Source organism: Treponema sp. Marseille-Q3903 (genome assembly GCF_014334335.1).
Classification (GTDB): Bacteria; Spirochaetota; Spirochaetia; order Treponematales; family Treponemataceae; genus Treponema_D.
On sequence record NZ_JACSEU010000003.1, the window covers coordinates 104,823 to 118,276 of the forward strand.

At 38.9% G+C, this 13,454-nt stretch carries 12 protein-coding genes; 4 read left to right on the forward strand and 8 right to left on the reverse strand.

Annotated elements, in window-relative coordinates:
- Positions 1–59: 59 nt before the first annotated feature.
- From H9I37_RS11190 to H9I37_RS11220, 7 genes are all read right to left on the reverse strand, one after another.
- On the reverse strand, positions 60–2,153 hold the full coding sequence (locus H9I37_RS11190; protein ID WP_187382807.1) for a methyl-accepting chemotaxis protein: 2,094 nt from the start codon (positions 2,151–2,153) through the stop codon (positions 60–62).
- 141 nt (positions 2,154–2,294) lie between these two features.
- Positions 2,295–2,735 carry an aconitase X swivel domain-containing protein gene (locus H9I37_RS11195; RefSeq protein ID WP_187382808.1) on the reverse strand — a complete coding sequence of 147 codons (441 nt, stop codon included), beginning with the start codon at positions 2,733–2,735 and terminating at the stop codon, positions 2,295–2,297.
- Between the two features lie 15 nt (positions 2,736–2,750).
- Positions 2,751–4,043: an aconitase X gene (locus H9I37_RS11200; protein ID WP_255422581.1), complete on the reverse strand. Its 1,293-nt coding sequence runs from the start codon at positions 4,041–4,043 to the stop codon at positions 2,751–2,753.
- Positions 4,044–4,075: 32 nt separating this feature from the next.
- Positions 4,076–6,130, reverse strand: coding sequence for an oxidoreductase (locus H9I37_RS11205; protein WP_187382809.1), 2,055 nt, complete (start codon positions 6,128–6,130; stop codon positions 4,076–4,078).
- Between the two features lie 144 nt (positions 6,131–6,274).
- Positions 6,275–7,603 (reverse strand): M20/M25/M40 family metallo-hydrolase, encoded by a 1,329-nt coding sequence (locus tag H9I37_RS11210; RefSeq protein WP_187382810.1) that lies wholly within the window; start codon positions 7,601–7,603, stop codon positions 6,275–6,277.
- Position 7,604: 1 nt separating this feature from the next.
- A complete protein-coding gene (locus H9I37_RS11215) occupies positions 7,605–8,267 on the reverse strand; it encodes a hypothetical protein (protein WP_187382811.1) in 663 nt (220 codons plus the stop codon).
- Between the two features lie 18 nt (positions 8,268–8,285).
- Positions 8,286–9,017: a DUF5058 family protein gene (locus H9I37_RS11220; protein ID WP_187382812.1), complete on the reverse strand. Its 732-nt coding sequence runs from the start codon at positions 9,015–9,017 to the stop codon at positions 8,286–8,288.
- A 175-nt stretch (positions 9,018–9,192) separates the two neighbouring features.
- Here H9I37_RS11220 and H9I37_RS11225 point away from each other — a divergent pair, with 175 nt between their 5' ends.
- From H9I37_RS11225 to H9I37_RS11235, 3 genes are read left to right on the forward strand one after another with little or no spacing between them, the layout of a single operon-like run.
- Positions 9,193–9,714, forward strand: coding sequence for a redoxin domain-containing protein (locus tag H9I37_RS11225; RefSeq protein ID WP_187382813.1), 522 nt, complete (start codon positions 9,193–9,195; stop codon positions 9,712–9,714).
- Positions 9,704–9,880 carry a CD1871A family CXXC motif-containing protein gene (locus H9I37_RS11230; protein ID WP_187382814.1) on the forward strand — a complete coding sequence of 59 codons (177 nt, stop codon included), beginning with the start codon at positions 9,704–9,706 and terminating at the stop codon, positions 9,878–9,880. Before H9I37_RS11225 ends, H9I37_RS11230 begins: the two co-directional genes overlap by 11 nt.
- A 40-nt stretch (positions 9,881–9,920) precedes the next feature.
- Positions 9,921–10,694 (forward strand): 4Fe-4S binding protein, encoded by a 774-nt coding sequence (locus H9I37_RS11235; RefSeq protein ID WP_187382815.1) that lies wholly within the window; start codon positions 9,921–9,923, stop codon positions 10,692–10,694.
- A gap of 38 nt (positions 10,695–10,732) precedes the next feature.
- Here the strand turns inward: H9I37_RS11235 and H9I37_RS11240 are convergent, their stop codons facing one another.
- The gene (locus H9I37_RS11240) at positions 10,733–11,137 is read right to left on the reverse strand and encodes an MliC family protein (RefSeq protein ID WP_187382816.1); all 405 of its coding nucleotides are present in this window, start codon (positions 11,135–11,137) and stop codon (positions 10,733–10,735) included.
- 285 nt (positions 11,138–11,422) lie between these two features.
- On the opposite strand from H9I37_RS11240, the gene H9I37_RS11245 reads away from it, so the two are divergent.
- The gene (locus tag H9I37_RS11245; protein ID WP_187382817.1) at positions 11,423–13,447 is read left to right on the forward strand and encodes a methyl-accepting chemotaxis protein; all 2,025 of its coding nucleotides are present in this window, start codon (positions 11,423–11,425) and stop codon (positions 13,445–13,447) included.
- The last annotated feature ends 7 nt before the right edge of the window (positions 13,448–13,454 follow it).

Consider the following 13,454-nt stretch of genomic DNA (forward strand, 5'->3'; position numbering starts at 1 on the left):
GACTGAATTTTTGAAAAATCTCAATTCAGTCCTCATTTAGAATGTTGTTCCGTTAGAAATTATATCTTAAATTTGCCGACTTCTTTTGAAAGAGCTTCGATGCTGTCTTTGTTCTTGATAGCAAGGTCTTTTACTTCATGGACAGCGTTGTTGATTTGCTGTACGCCGGCTGCCATCTCGTTCATGCTGTCTTTTGTGACTGTCGTGAGGTCGTCGAGTTTGAGCATTTCTTCTGCAACTCCTTTGCCGCCGACGAGCATTTCCTCCGACCCGTTTTTAACTTCCACTGTTATAGAGCTGATGTTTTTGATAGCTGTCAAAACTTCTCGGCTTCCGTTTTCCTGTTCTTTCATTGCAGATGTAAGCTCTGCACTCATTCCCCGCACGCTTTCAGAGAGCTGGAATATTGCAGTAAACTTTTCTTCAACAATCTTAGAGCTTTCAGAAAGACCTGTTATATCGTCGCCGAGCTTTTTGAGAGTATCTGTGATTGTCTTTCCCTGCATAGACGATTCTTCTGCAAGTTTTCTGATTTCGTCTGCGACAACTGCAAATCCTTTTCCTGCGTCTCCTGCGTGTGCGGCTTCTATTGCGGCGTTCATAGCGAGCAAGTTTGTCTGGCTTGCTATGTTCTGAATTACGCTCGAAGCTTCAATCAAACCGCCTGATTCTGCTGCGATATTCTGAGTTACAGCGTTCGAATTGACAAGCGTAGTTTTTCCTTCGGAAGTTGCCGTTGCAAGCTGTTTTACCATAGTATCGCTTTTTTCCAGAGATTTTGTGATAGATGCGATATTTGCAACCATCTCTTCTACCGCTGCCGAAGACTGCATTACGCTAGTAGATTGAGATTCGATGCTTGCGTTCAACGCTTCTATTGTGCGGATAATTTCTTCGATAGTGCCTGCCGTCTCTGTTACGCTTGCAGCTTGAGAAAGCGTCTGCTGTTTTACGCTGTCGATGTTTGCGCTTATTTCATTTATTGCGCTCGCTGTCTCTGTCATGTTTGATGAAAGCTCATCACCTATTGACCTCATTACGCCGGTATTCACGTCTACATTTTTTATAGCCGAACCTATTTTTTCAATTGTTTCGTTGAAGTATTTTGACAGTTCTGTGACTTCGTCATTGCCTGTTACAGGCAGGCGCACTGTCAAGTCTCCGTCGCCCTGAGCGATGTTTTTAAGAGCGGCAACTGCTGTTTGGACAGGTTTTACCATCATGCGCGCAATAATGTAAACGATTATCACTGCGAAAATCAGAATAATTATGCCGATAGCAAGCATTGAAAGGCTGAGCGCATTTACGGGTCCCATAAATTCCTCGTAAGGAGCGTCTATCACCACCGTCCAACCATAAGATTTCATCTTTGCATAAGATGCTATACTTTTTACGTTGCCATAATAAAAATATCCTACAGATGGAGTTTCACTTTCAAATGCCATTTTTTCAAAATCACCGCAAGATTTAAGCGACGGATCTGAAAGAGAGGCCTGATATGTGTTTTCTCTTGCTTCAACGAGCCTATAATCTTTATCTGCAATAGTAACGCCGTTTTTATCAAGAATATAGCATTCTCCTGATTTTCCTACGACAATATCAGAGATATTTTTTGAAAGCTGTTTTGCGTCGATTACACAATTCACTATGCCAATCATTTTTTGAGAATCATCATAAATAGGAGCCGCAAGTATGATGACAAATTTGTTCAATGACCTGGAAAGCAGCGGTTCGGAAATATATTTTTTGCCGGTTAAAGCTATTTTAAACCAGTCTCTGTCATGTACGTCTATGACTTTTCCATCATTTGTTGTGCGGACGCCTTCAAGATTGTAAAAATTCAGTTGTTCTATTATTTCGTTTGAAGAAACTTCTCGCTCTAGGTAAACCCCTTTTTCCTGCTGCGAAATTGTTGCATCTCTTAAAGCCGGCATTCGCGTTATGCCTTCAAGAACTTGAAACTGTTTTGCAATTCTTCCGTTGATGATTTCCGCAGTGTCTGTAGCTTTGTTGATCAGCTGATCTTCGACTTGTTCTGTAATCGCCTTTCTTGCTGTATGAATAGCAAGCACACCTTCAATAGAGATTGCGGTTGCAACAAGCAGTCCGAAAATCAGAATTAATTTGCTCTTTATAGAAAACTTCTTTGACATAGTCAAAACTCCTTTAGTTATATTAACCGTAAATCTTATATCGCGATTTACGAATTAATTCTAAGTGCGATGCATTTTATAAATGAGAGTTTATACGTTCCTTTAATGTGTGTCAAATATTGTTTTCGATTTTGCAAACAATTAAAGAATCAATACAGTTCCGTCTTCTTTTACTTCAATGATGTCTCCGGTTTTTACAGTTGCAAGGAATTCTTTGCCTAATTGGTCTATTGCAATCAAATTGCTGTGCTCCCAAACGACAGAAAGAATCACTCCGGCTCCGGCAAGAGAATCTATGTGCTCTGAAAACAACAGGCAAGCAGGATTTATTCCCATTGAACATATCACTTGAATCACCATTCCGCCTGTTGTAGAACCGATTGTCTGCGGAAGGCAAAGAGCTTTTCCGGTGATGTTTTTTCCAAAGATATCAGGATTGTTCTGGTCTGCGACAATCACTTTATCGGCTTTTGCAAGCGCAGACTTTTGAAATGTCGCAAGAGTATTTACTCCCTGATGTGAAACTACAGCTTCTCCTTTATAATAACCGCCGTTGATAACTCTACCTTTAAATTCTTTCATGACTATCCTCCTTATTTAGTTCTGCTTTCCTGCAATTAAATCAAGAAGTTCATCATCTTTGTAATAGCGTGCAGTCGAATAAGTTCTTAATTTATTGGAACAAGTCATTATATTTCTTGATTTTGTAAGTGGATTTGAAGTATACATCAGCGGACAGATTGCGGTTACGCGTGTTCCTGTCGCGTAAAGATTTTTATATTTTTCTGTTTTTTTGAATTCTTCCAAAATCGGTGGGGCGGTGCAAATTACAGTGTCGCATGCAACTTTCTTTTTACCGTTTTCACCGAGTCTGTTTATTATTTTATCAGACCATTCGTTCAACTGATTTTTTGAAAGATGCGGGCACCCAATAAACGCATAAGTTCCTTTTTTATCAGGATTTTTCCACATGACAGGATAAGTTTTGTAAACCCTTTCAAGTTCAGCGTCGTCGATTACGTATTCTTTGAAATCCTTTTGCAAAAGTTTTTCGCCGAGTTCAACAGCTTCCGGAGTGAGATTTTCAATATGATAAAGCCCGACAGCCCCGTTAGAAGCAGTAGCCGCACCAAAGTCCTTTAGATACGATTTTGTCTCGTCGTTGAGTTCTCTTCCAATCCATTTATCAAGCCCGACGACATAAGGGATATCTTCCATAACTTTTATCCCGATTGCCGAACCTAAAATCTGTGGCAGCGGCTTTTTTGTAGTGTTGACTATCACTTTCCATTTTGCTTTGCGCCCTTCGTCTGTCAAAAGCCCGAATTTCGGAACATAGCCTAAAATTGAACCGAATATGTCTATCATTCCTGAGTTGCGGTTACAGCGAGCTCCAAGAACCGAATTTGCATAGTTGACCGCACTTGATTCCGCCCAAGATAGAACATCGCCTTTTTTTGGAATATTGCCCATTTCGTCAAAATAGCATGCACAGCTAAACCCGTTGTCGCCAACAAGCCCAAGTTTTTTGAGTTGAGCTTCGTAATAGTTTTGTTTTCCATACAAAACAGTTTTATAAAGAATTTTATCGAGCAGATTGCATGGAACATTTGGAATATCGGTAGGGCGTGGGTCGGCTGTAAATCCGCCTTGAACTTTAAGCCCTGCATTGATAAGTTCATCCATTGTTTTGTAAACAGGTTTTAGCAGAGAAAGTCCAAAAGATGTCACCAAGTGCCCCTGTCCATGAGTAACTTTTACAAGCTCTTCTGCTTCAAACATATCTCCATAACGGACGATTGTTTCCATCACTTTTGCCTTTACCTGACCTTCGCTTCCTTCAAGGATAGCTTTTTGCTCCTCAGTCAATTTCATCTTATATTGATACATTTTACCTTCCTATAAAAACGCTGCGTTCATAACTATATTTTCATTGCAACATCCCATGCTCGCCAGATTGCGGTTCTGAGATTTCCAACATGATTACAATCTCCGACAAACTTTACTTTTGAAGATTTTTTAAAAACCGGAGCCGGATGGTATCCCATCGAAGAGATTACAGTATCGCCTGCAATTTCGAATTCTTTTCCGTCTTTATCTTTTACGACAACTCCTTTTTCAGAAACTTTTAGAAGTTTTGTTTCCAGATGAACTTCGACTTTATTCAAAGCAAAGAAATCTCGTAAATAAGAGCTGTTCGCCAGACAAACGCCTTTTACGGCAATCAAATCGTTTTTCATTTCTACAATGACAGGAGTCTTTCCTTTTTTGAATAAATCATAAGCTATCTCGCAGCCTGTAAGCCCTCCGCCGATAATTATCACTTTGTCACCGGTTTTTGCTCCATATAGATAGTCACATGCTTCGATTGTTTTGTTCAAACCTTCAATTCTCGGTCTATTTGCCACCGCTCCCGTTGCGACAACAATTTTATCAAAATCATTTAATTCCTCAATTTTATTTATAGGTTTATTAAATCTGATTTCAATGTTGTTTTCTTTCATTTCTTTTGCATACCATGAAAGAAGCTGTTTATCTTTTTCTTTGAATGAAGGCGCTGCTGCCGCATTGAATACTCCTCCTAACTTATCGCTTTTCTCAAAGATAACAGGTTTGTGCCCGCGCAGTGCCAAAACCCTTGCAGTCTCCATTCCTCCGATTCCGGCTCCAATGACAGCAACTTTTTTTTGTGATGAAGATTTTACAATCTTATATTTTGTTGACTGCATTGTTTGTGGGTTGATTGCACAACGAGCCATTCCTTTGTTGTCCGAAAGCGACTGGTCATTTGCAACTCCTTTGTAATGAGCCATGTTAAAACATGCGTTGTGGCAGCATATACACGGACGGATTGAATCTTCAGAGTTGTTGAGAATCTTTGTAATCCATTGCGGATCAGCCAAAAACTGACGTGCAACGCCCATTCCGTCTAGTTCTCCATTTGCAATAGCTTTTGCAGCAGTCTCCAGAGTCATTCTTCCTGCACAGACTATAGGGATGTCGACAAACTTTTTAATGTGTTTTACGTCTTCCAAGTTGCAGTTCTGAGCCATATACATTGGCGGATGTGCCCAGTACCATGCGTCATAAGTTCCGTTGTCACAGTTGAGCATATCGTAGCCGGCATCCTGAAGATACTTAGCAGCTTTTTCGCTTTCTGACATATCCCTGCCGACTTCGACATAATTTTCACCGGGGAGAGCTCCTTTTCCAAAGCCTTTTGTCTTTGAAACGACAGAGTATCTTAAAGAGACAGGAAAATCTTTTCCGCACGCTTCTTTGATGGCTTTTACTATCTCAACAGGAAAACGATAACGGTTTTCAAAATTTCCACCGTATTCATCATCGCGAAGATTTGTGTATTTCATAGTAAACTGGTCGAGCAGATAGCCTTCGTGGACTGCATGGATTTCGACACCGTCGACGCCTGCCTCTTTGCAGAGTTTTGCGGTTTTTGCAAATGCCTTTATCATCTGCTGAATTTCTTTTTTAGTCAGAGGACGTGACATGCAGCTGTCGTCCCAGCGGTTTGGAGTCGCACTTGCGCTTGCCGTCAGATAATCGACATCGAGAATCGGTTTCATCATAAATCCAAGAAGTTTATTTTTACTTGATTTCACCATGATGTCGTTGATTGCTAGGCTTCTTCCGAATCCGGCTGTCAATTGAACAAACATTTTTGCGCCTGTTTTATGGAACTCTGTCATAAACTTTTCAAGTTTCTTGAATTTTCCCTTGCCCTGATAAAGCCACTTGCCGCCAAGTGTGTCGCGGATTGGAGCAATTCCCGGAAGAATGAGGCCGGTATTGTTTTTTGCTCTTTCCAAAAGGAAATTTGCGGCTTCCTTGTCAAAATGGTTCGGTTCAAGCCATCCGAAAATAGAAGTTCCTCCCATAGAAGTCATAACAATGCGGTTTTTTATTTCCACATTTCCGATTTTCCATGGTGTAAAAAGAGATTCGTATTCTTTCTTCATAATCACCTCCATAAAAGAAAAGTTTACGGCGCAACCTCCTGAACAAAACTTTGACTTTTTACAACAATTTCGTCAAAATTTTTATTGCAGCTCCTTGAATGTAATTTAAATTATAACATGGATTTTTATGGAGAGATAAAATACTTAGAATGTTTCTAATAAGTTACAATAAAACCTTGTTGTCCCTATCAGCTCCGGGATTCTTATTCTTTCGTTGTTTCCGTGAATAAGCCCTCTCTCTTCTTTTGAGAGGAACATCGGCGCAAATCTGTAAACTCCATCGCTGATTTTGCAGTAGTGCCTTGAGTCGCTGCACGCAATCATGAGGTATGGAGTCGGAATAACTTCCTGCCACGTTTTTCTTATCACATCGCATAGATTTTTAAATTGAGGGCAGTCTGTGACTGAAACTTTTGACGGATTGCTGCCGTTTACAAGCAAAAACTTAAAATCGACTTTATATTTTTTTTCGATTTTTCTGACGGCTTTTTTTAGATTTTGAAAAAGGCTTTCTATAGTATCATTCCCGAGAAGTCTGACGTTCATTCCAAATGAAACTTTATTGGGGATAACATTATACGCTTTGCTTCCTTCCATCTTTGTGATTGCGATTGTCGAATGGGTAAGTGCGTTGACTTCCGCCCCAAGGTTTCGTCCGAAAAATCTGAACAACAATTCAAAAAATGTTTTTTTTGACGGGACGAGCGTTTTTAGCATTTCGGAAAGTGGGCGGGTGATTTGCGTTTTGAAAGGCATTTTTTCAATGGCATTTATTCCCATCGCTGCGATTCCTGCTGCCGTATGTTTTTTAGGCGATGAGGAATGACCACCTGTATATTCAATCGTACAGTCTATGTTTACACTTCCTTTTTCTGCCGTGCCTATCATTGCCGTCCTAGATGTAACTCCAGGAAACGCTTTCTCGACAATCGCGCCGCCTTCATCGAGGACAAAATCGGGATAAACCCCTTTCGATTCAAGATAAGAGACAATGTCAGGGCAAGATTTTCCATCAATTTCTTCTTCGCCTGAAAAAGAAAGATAGAGGTCTGACTGCGGTCTCCAGCCATTTTTTAATTCAACTTCAACAGATTCCAAAATTGAACAAAAAGTCCCTTTTGTATCGAGAGTGCCGCGTCCCCACATGACATTGTTTTCAATTACGGCGTCAAACGGAGGTTTTTCCCATTGAGACTCTTCAACCGGGACAACATCATAGTGAGCCATGAGAACAGCAGTCTTGCACGGGCTGTCGTTTTTGCCGGTACCTTCAATTTTATATAAAAGTCCTGTTCTGCCGATGTGTTGCTGCTCAGAAACGGAATGGAGCACAGGAAATCGTTCGACCATAAGAGAGTGAAGTTTTTTATACTCGTTCCAGTCAACAAATTCATCTTTTCTGTTTGAGACTGTTTTACAGCGGATAAAATCCTGCATATCCCTAATTATTTTTTCTTCATCTAAAACAATCATTTTAAAGCCATCCCTTTTTATACATAATTTTTGAGGCACCGAGCGCAATGATGATTCCGACAGGAACTAGGATTCCCACTGAGTTTCCAAGCGATGGAACAGCAATAAACAAACCTATCATAATAATGATTGGAGCAACTGCAATTTTCCAATTCCTGCTGATGTAAACTACGCCAAGTCCTCCAAAAAGTGCCGGAAGAATGTTGTCGAATGCAGGTTTTAAAGACGGCGAGTTCAAAATAGGAGTAAGTTTTGCAAATAAAAATACTCCAAGTGCAATTACAATTGTCGTTATGATTGAAGCGGTGGCAATTGCGATTGTAGATATGATTTCAGCTTGCTCTGTTCCGAGTTTTACTTCTGCGCTCTCAATTGCGTTCAAAGCGGCTGGAACTTTTAGCGCCGTTACATTTCCTGTGACAAAGCTCAGATATGTGCCTGCCGTCCCGAGCATCGGGGTGTATGTTACAACTTCAATAAAGCCAACTGTCCAGTAAATCGGAGCGACTCCAAGAAGCCCTTTCAAAACAGAAGAAGCTGCCGGCCATGCGTTAAACCGAATGCATACTGCAACAGGCACCATAAAAATTAAGACGGCGGCGGTCCAAATCCATGCTTTTCCAAGTTTGTTTGTCTTTAAAATATATTCGTTATATTCATTCATGATAATCTCCGGTAAAAATTAAAGTCCAAATGCTTTTGCGCCGAGTGCGGCAAAAATCATTCCTGCAAGCATCGAAAAAGGAAGCGCATAGTTTTCAAGCCATTTTATGTGTGCTTTTTTTACTAAGAGTCCACAGATACACATCATAATTGCGGAAAAGGCGAGGACAGATACAGGCAAAAGCCCTTTTACACCTTCTCTGACGTGGGAAAACACCATCCCCGAAAAAGCGGAAATCATGCCCATAAAAAGGGAAGTCATAAAGATTTCTCCCCACCGTCCGTCTTTATTTTTAATCTTTACAATCCCGTTTTGAATTTTGTTGATCAACAACGGAGGTAAAATGATGCTCGGCATAATTCCAAGCGTCATGACCCAAGCGATCGCTGTGTAAACGCTTGTATCTGTTACTGTTTCGGATAGAGAAATTCCAAGTGCATTTGCAGTAGAAGTCGCAGCTGGCAATTCATAAGTGATTGCGCCAATAACGCTTAGCCTAATCCAAGGAAGAGGAAGCCCTAAAAATTTTGCAAGAGTTACGACCCCGAGCATGATAGAGACTGATGGAGCAATTGAAAAGAGTGCTGTAGACCCTATCGTCCTTCTTATCAGAGACATATCCATATCACATTTTTTTGCTCGTATTACTGCGCGTACAAGAAAAAATACAGACTGAGCCAGTACAAAAAGAATAACAGTTGCGGCAAGTCCGTACAGAAATCCGCTATTTGGGTTAAATGATTTTTCCATATCTGAATTATAACCAGATATGTTTATGCTTTCTACTGTAAAAAAAAATCTGGCAGTAATTAAAAAAATATTGTAGGAATTAAAAAAAAATTGTAGAATGCTTTTCAATTATTCAAATAAACTTAAAATAACGCTTTCTGCGCTGTCGCTAATGCGGTGTTTTATAGGAGACTTTATGAAATCAAACTCTTTCTTTTTATCTCATAAAAAAATGTTTCTTGGAATTGCATTGTGCTTCCTTGCCTTTTCGTCTTTTGCAAAAAATATAAAAAAAGGTTCTGCCGCACCTGATTTTTCAATCACTCTCTCCGATTCAAAAACCGTAAAACTTTCGGATTATCGAGGAAAAGCAGTTCTCTTACATTTCTGGGGAACATGGTGTCCACCTTGCAGACGAGAACTTCCGGGAATGGAAAATCTCAATAAAAAGATTGTTGCCGACGGAGAAAACTCAAAGCTTGAAATTCTTGCAGTCTGCATTTCTGATACAGAAAAAAATCAGTCTTCATTTATGAAATCAAATAAATACACATTCAAAACAGGTCTCGATGTTTCGGGGGATATTGCATTCAGTTATGGAGTTCAAGCAGTTCCAACAAGCATCCTAATTTCGCCTGAAGGAGAAATTCTTGCAGCACATGCAGGAATGATGAGTGAAAGTCAGATATTTGCTTTTGTTAAGGATTATGTCAAATAAGTTTCTTAAAAAACAAAAACATAAAGAACTTAATTTCACAAAAAAAACGATAGTGTTGATTGCTTTGTCCGTGATTCTCTGCGTGACAGGATTTTTTCTCGGAGATATGAAAGATATCATGAGAAAGGCGATTTTTATCTGCATGGAGTGTATCGGGCTTGGCTGAAACATCGAACTTACGAAGGCGGATAATCCAATTTGTTTCCATGCTCATATACAATTGCGATGTCCGTAATTTTTTTTCAGGGACAATTTCAAAAAGCGGCGCAAAGAGTTTTTGCGTGCCGGGATTGAACTGTTATTCATGTCCTGGTGCAGTCTCGTCATGCCCGCTCGGTGCTCTTCAAAATTCAATTGCAAACGGCAAATTTCCGTTTTTTGTCACAGGATTCCTCTTGCTAACAGGGACTTTGCTCGGTAGGACAGTGTGCTCATTTTTGTGCCCTTTTGGACTTTTTCAAGAACTTCTTTATAAAATTCCGCTTCCAAAAATCAAAAAAAGCGTCCGTACTCTAAAAATTACGAGAAAAGCATCTTTGATAAAATATTTTATGTTGATTTTTTTCTGCGTATCGTTGCCTTTTATTTTCTTTATAAAAGACGGGCTCGGCTCTCCTTACTTTTGCAAACTTTTTTGCCCGGAAGGAACAATTTTTGCCGGTTGGTTTCTTGCGGCATTTAACGAAACTCTGCGAGACTCTCTCGGATTTCTTTTTACTCTAAAAACTTCGATTGCAATATATTTTATTGCCTGGTCTATGTTTATGTTCCGTCCGTTTTGTCGGTTTTTCTGCCCGCTCGGCGCTATATATTCATTTTTTAACAAAACAGCGGTTTTTGGAATTCGAGTAGATAAGTCAAAATGCACGAACTGTGGAGCATGCACGTTACACTGCAAAATGGACGTTCTTAAAATAAACGATAGAGAATGTATAAGATGCGGAGAGTGCAGAGCGAGATGCAAATTCGGTGCAATATGATTAAAAACGGAATTACAAAATAAATCCCGAAATATGATTTATTTTTTTGTCCCTTCAAACAAAACGGCATCTTGTGCCGTTTCTGCCCCATAATCAGTTTTTGAAATAATAGCAGTGTCTTGTTTTACAAAAAATTCTGTTCCAATCATATCTATGTATCTAACCCCGGAAGCAGAAACCGCCCTGACAAGAGTCAATTCGTGCTTGTCCGGCATGACAATTTTTACAAAGAAAAGACTATCATCGGAGAGTGCATAAAAATCAGCAGACACGATTTTATTATCTGAAGACTGATATTGTGCTTCAGATATCTTTTTTATAGCAAGATTTCCTGACTTTGTTGACTTTTTATTTATATAAAACGAAACGAAAAAAACAGAGACTAATATAAGGCACATCGCTATGCCTCTGAATAAAAAGCTTTTATCAAATTTAAACTTCATTTTTTTTCCTTAAAATTATATCAATTTGGTTCTACTTTATACGATGTGTGATTTTTTTTCCAGCATAAAATTGAAAATATCATAAGTTTTTGACAACCGAAATTTCTAGGTTTGACAAAGAATTCTTTTCCTTGTAATATAGCCCTGTTTATCTTGCTTTGTTTAGAAGCCTTATTTTTTGCTGATTAAAAAATTTGATAGCAAAAATCATAAAACAGCTGTACGCTGATTCGCTTTTTACCCAACATTTCAGGCTTATCATTATAACAAATTTAGGAGAATTTTATGCATAGCATAAAGGCAAGATTAATTTTGCTTTGTTTGATGACTGTAACAATAGGAGTCACCCTTGTTGCAAAAGTTGCTTTCAACGTTTCTAGAGCTGCACTTGAGAAAACAGTTGCAGAAGCAATGGATGCTTTTTCACAAAATGCATCAACAAAAATATTCGAAATGAATGAAAAAGAATTCATGTTTCTTCATCTTATTGCAGAACAACCTTTTATGCGTGATGAAACGCTGTCCCTTGAAGAAAAAAACAAAAAAATTGTTTCTATGATAGAGGTTGATTCAAAAAAATATGAAAACGTTGCTTTCTATGATAAATCTGAAAAGACGTATTTTACAGAAGCAATGGCTGGACGCAACTATGTTGGAGAGTCGGTTTTTTCGAATGTGACAAATCAAGTATTGATGTTTTTTTCTGTGCCTGTATACAATTATCAAAATAAGATAATAGGTGCCGCAGTTTCTGTAATAAAAGGAAACAAGCTTTCTGATATTGCCTCAAAAATTGATGCGGGAGGCGGTTATCACCCATATATAATAAGTATGGATTCAGGAAACGTAATCGGTAGCTCCGGTATCGAGGATTTTTCTGACCTTTCAACAAAAAATCCTTCATTTTATCAGGTCATTCAAAAAGCCCGAAAAGGCAACAAAGGGTCTACAGTCTATAAAGATTCTGTTACCGGAAAAAAAATGATATGTTGCTTTAGACCAATAGAAAACAGTCGCTGGGTAGTTCTTTGTTCCGTTCCATATAAATTCTATTTTTCTAGTTTAAATCATTTAAGGATTATAATAATAATTACAAATGTAAGCTTTTCATTATTTATACTTATAATCAGCCGAATTTTAATACGCATTTTCTTAAAACCTCTGCTTTCCGTAAAAAATTCTATAACAGAGATTGCAAACGGAAACGCCGACCTTACAAAACACATAGATGTAAAAACAAAAGATGAAATAGGAGATGTCGTTGTCGGGTTCAATAAGTTTGTCGAAAAGCTCCACAATATAATTTCAGACATAAAAGTGTCAAAGTCATCGCTTGAAAACGTCGGAAATACTTTGAGCTCAAGTGCGAACGATACAGCAAAAGGAATAACTTTAGTAATCAACAATATTCAAGATATGGACACAAAAATTAGTTCGCAGAATGAAAGTGTAGAACAAACAGCTAGTGCTGTGAATCAAATCTCATCTAATATAGAGTCGCTCGGCAAAATGATAGAAAACGCATCTTCCGGAGTGCAGGAAGCATCTGCAGCAGTAGAACAAATGATTGGAAATATTGCCTCAGTAAACGCCTCTGTGGAGAAAATGGCACATTCATTTGGAACTCTTGAACAAAATGCTCTTGCAGGCGCACAAAAACAGGAAATTGTAAACGAAAAAATCAGGCAGATTGGAGGACAGTCTCAAATGCTCCAAGAAGCCAACCAAGTTATTTCAAACATTGCTGAACAAACAAACCTCCTTGCAATGAATGCTGCAATTGAAGCTTCTCATGCCGGAGAAGCAGGAAGAGGGTTCAGCGTAGTTGCAGATGAAATTAGGAAGCTTTCCGAAACATCAACTGAACAATCAAAGAAAATAAGCGACCAACTAAACAGAATTCTCAATTCAATTGAAGAAGTTGTAACGGCTTCGGGAGAATCCAGCGCATCTTTTGCGAATGTTGAAAAATTGATTTCTGACACAGATGTAATCGTTCGCCAGCTCCGAGAGGCAATGAATGAACAATACGAAGGTTCAAAGCAAATTGGAGAAGCTTTAAATTCAATGAAAGACAGCACAACTGAAGTTCGCAGCGCAGGCTTTGAAATGGCTGAAGGCAACAAATCAATTCTAGAAGAAACAAAACTTCTGCAAGAAACCTCTGAATATCTAAAGCAGGCAATGAACAAGATGACAATCGAAGCATCAAAAATAAATGAGGCTGGTGCGGTGCTTGATCAGGTTTCGGAATTGGTAAAAAAAGCAATTTCTGATATAAGCTTGCAAATTGACGCTTTTAAAGTATAGGACTATA

What these genes read in the sequence shown, in the direction of transcription:
- H9I37_RS11190 (WP_187382807.1), bottom strand. Translation starts at nt 2,153, where the DNA reads ATGTCAAAGAAGTTTTCTATAAAGAGCAAATTAATTCTGATTTTCGGA.
- H9I37_RS11195 (WP_187382808.1), bottom strand. Translation starts at nt 2,735, where the DNA reads ATGAAAGAATTTAAAGGTAGAGTTATCAACGGCGGTTATTATAAAGGA.
- H9I37_RS11200 (WP_255422581.1), bottom strand. Translation starts at nt 4,043, where the DNA reads ATGTATCAATATAAGATGAAATTGACTGAGGAGCAAAAAGCTATCCTT.
- H9I37_RS11205 (WP_187382809.1), bottom strand. Translation starts at nt 6,130, where the DNA reads ATGAAGAAAGAATACGAATCTCTTTTTACACCATGGAAAATCGGAAAT.
- H9I37_RS11210 (WP_187382810.1), bottom strand. Translation starts at nt 7,603, where the DNA reads ATGATTGTTTTAGATGAAGAAAAAATAATTAGGGATATGCAGGATTTT.
- H9I37_RS11215 (WP_187382811.1), bottom strand. Translation starts at nt 8,267, where the DNA reads ATGAATGAATATAACGAATATATTTTAAAGACAAACAAACTTGGAAAA.
- H9I37_RS11220 (WP_187382812.1), bottom strand. Translation starts at nt 9,017, where the DNA reads ATGGAAAAATCATTTAACCCAAATAGCGGATTTCTGTACGGACTTGCC.
- H9I37_RS11225 (WP_187382813.1), top strand. Translation starts at nt 9,193, where the DNA reads ATGAAATCAAACTCTTTCTTTTTATCTCATAAAAAAATGTTTCTTGGA.
- H9I37_RS11230 (WP_187382814.1), top strand. Translation starts at nt 9,704, where the DNA reads ATGTCAAATAAGTTTCTTAAAAAACAAAAACATAAAGAACTTAATTTC.
- H9I37_RS11235 (WP_187382815.1), top strand. Translation starts at nt 9,921, where the DNA reads ATGCTCATATACAATTGCGATGTCCGTAATTTTTTTTCAGGGACAATT.
- H9I37_RS11240 (WP_187382816.1), bottom strand. Translation starts at nt 11,137, where the DNA reads ATGAAGTTTAAATTTGATAAAAGCTTTTTATTCAGAGGCATAGCGATG.
- H9I37_RS11245 (WP_187382817.1), top strand. Translation starts at nt 11,423, where the DNA reads ATGCATAGCATAAAGGCAAGATTAATTTTGCTTTGTTTGATGACTGTA.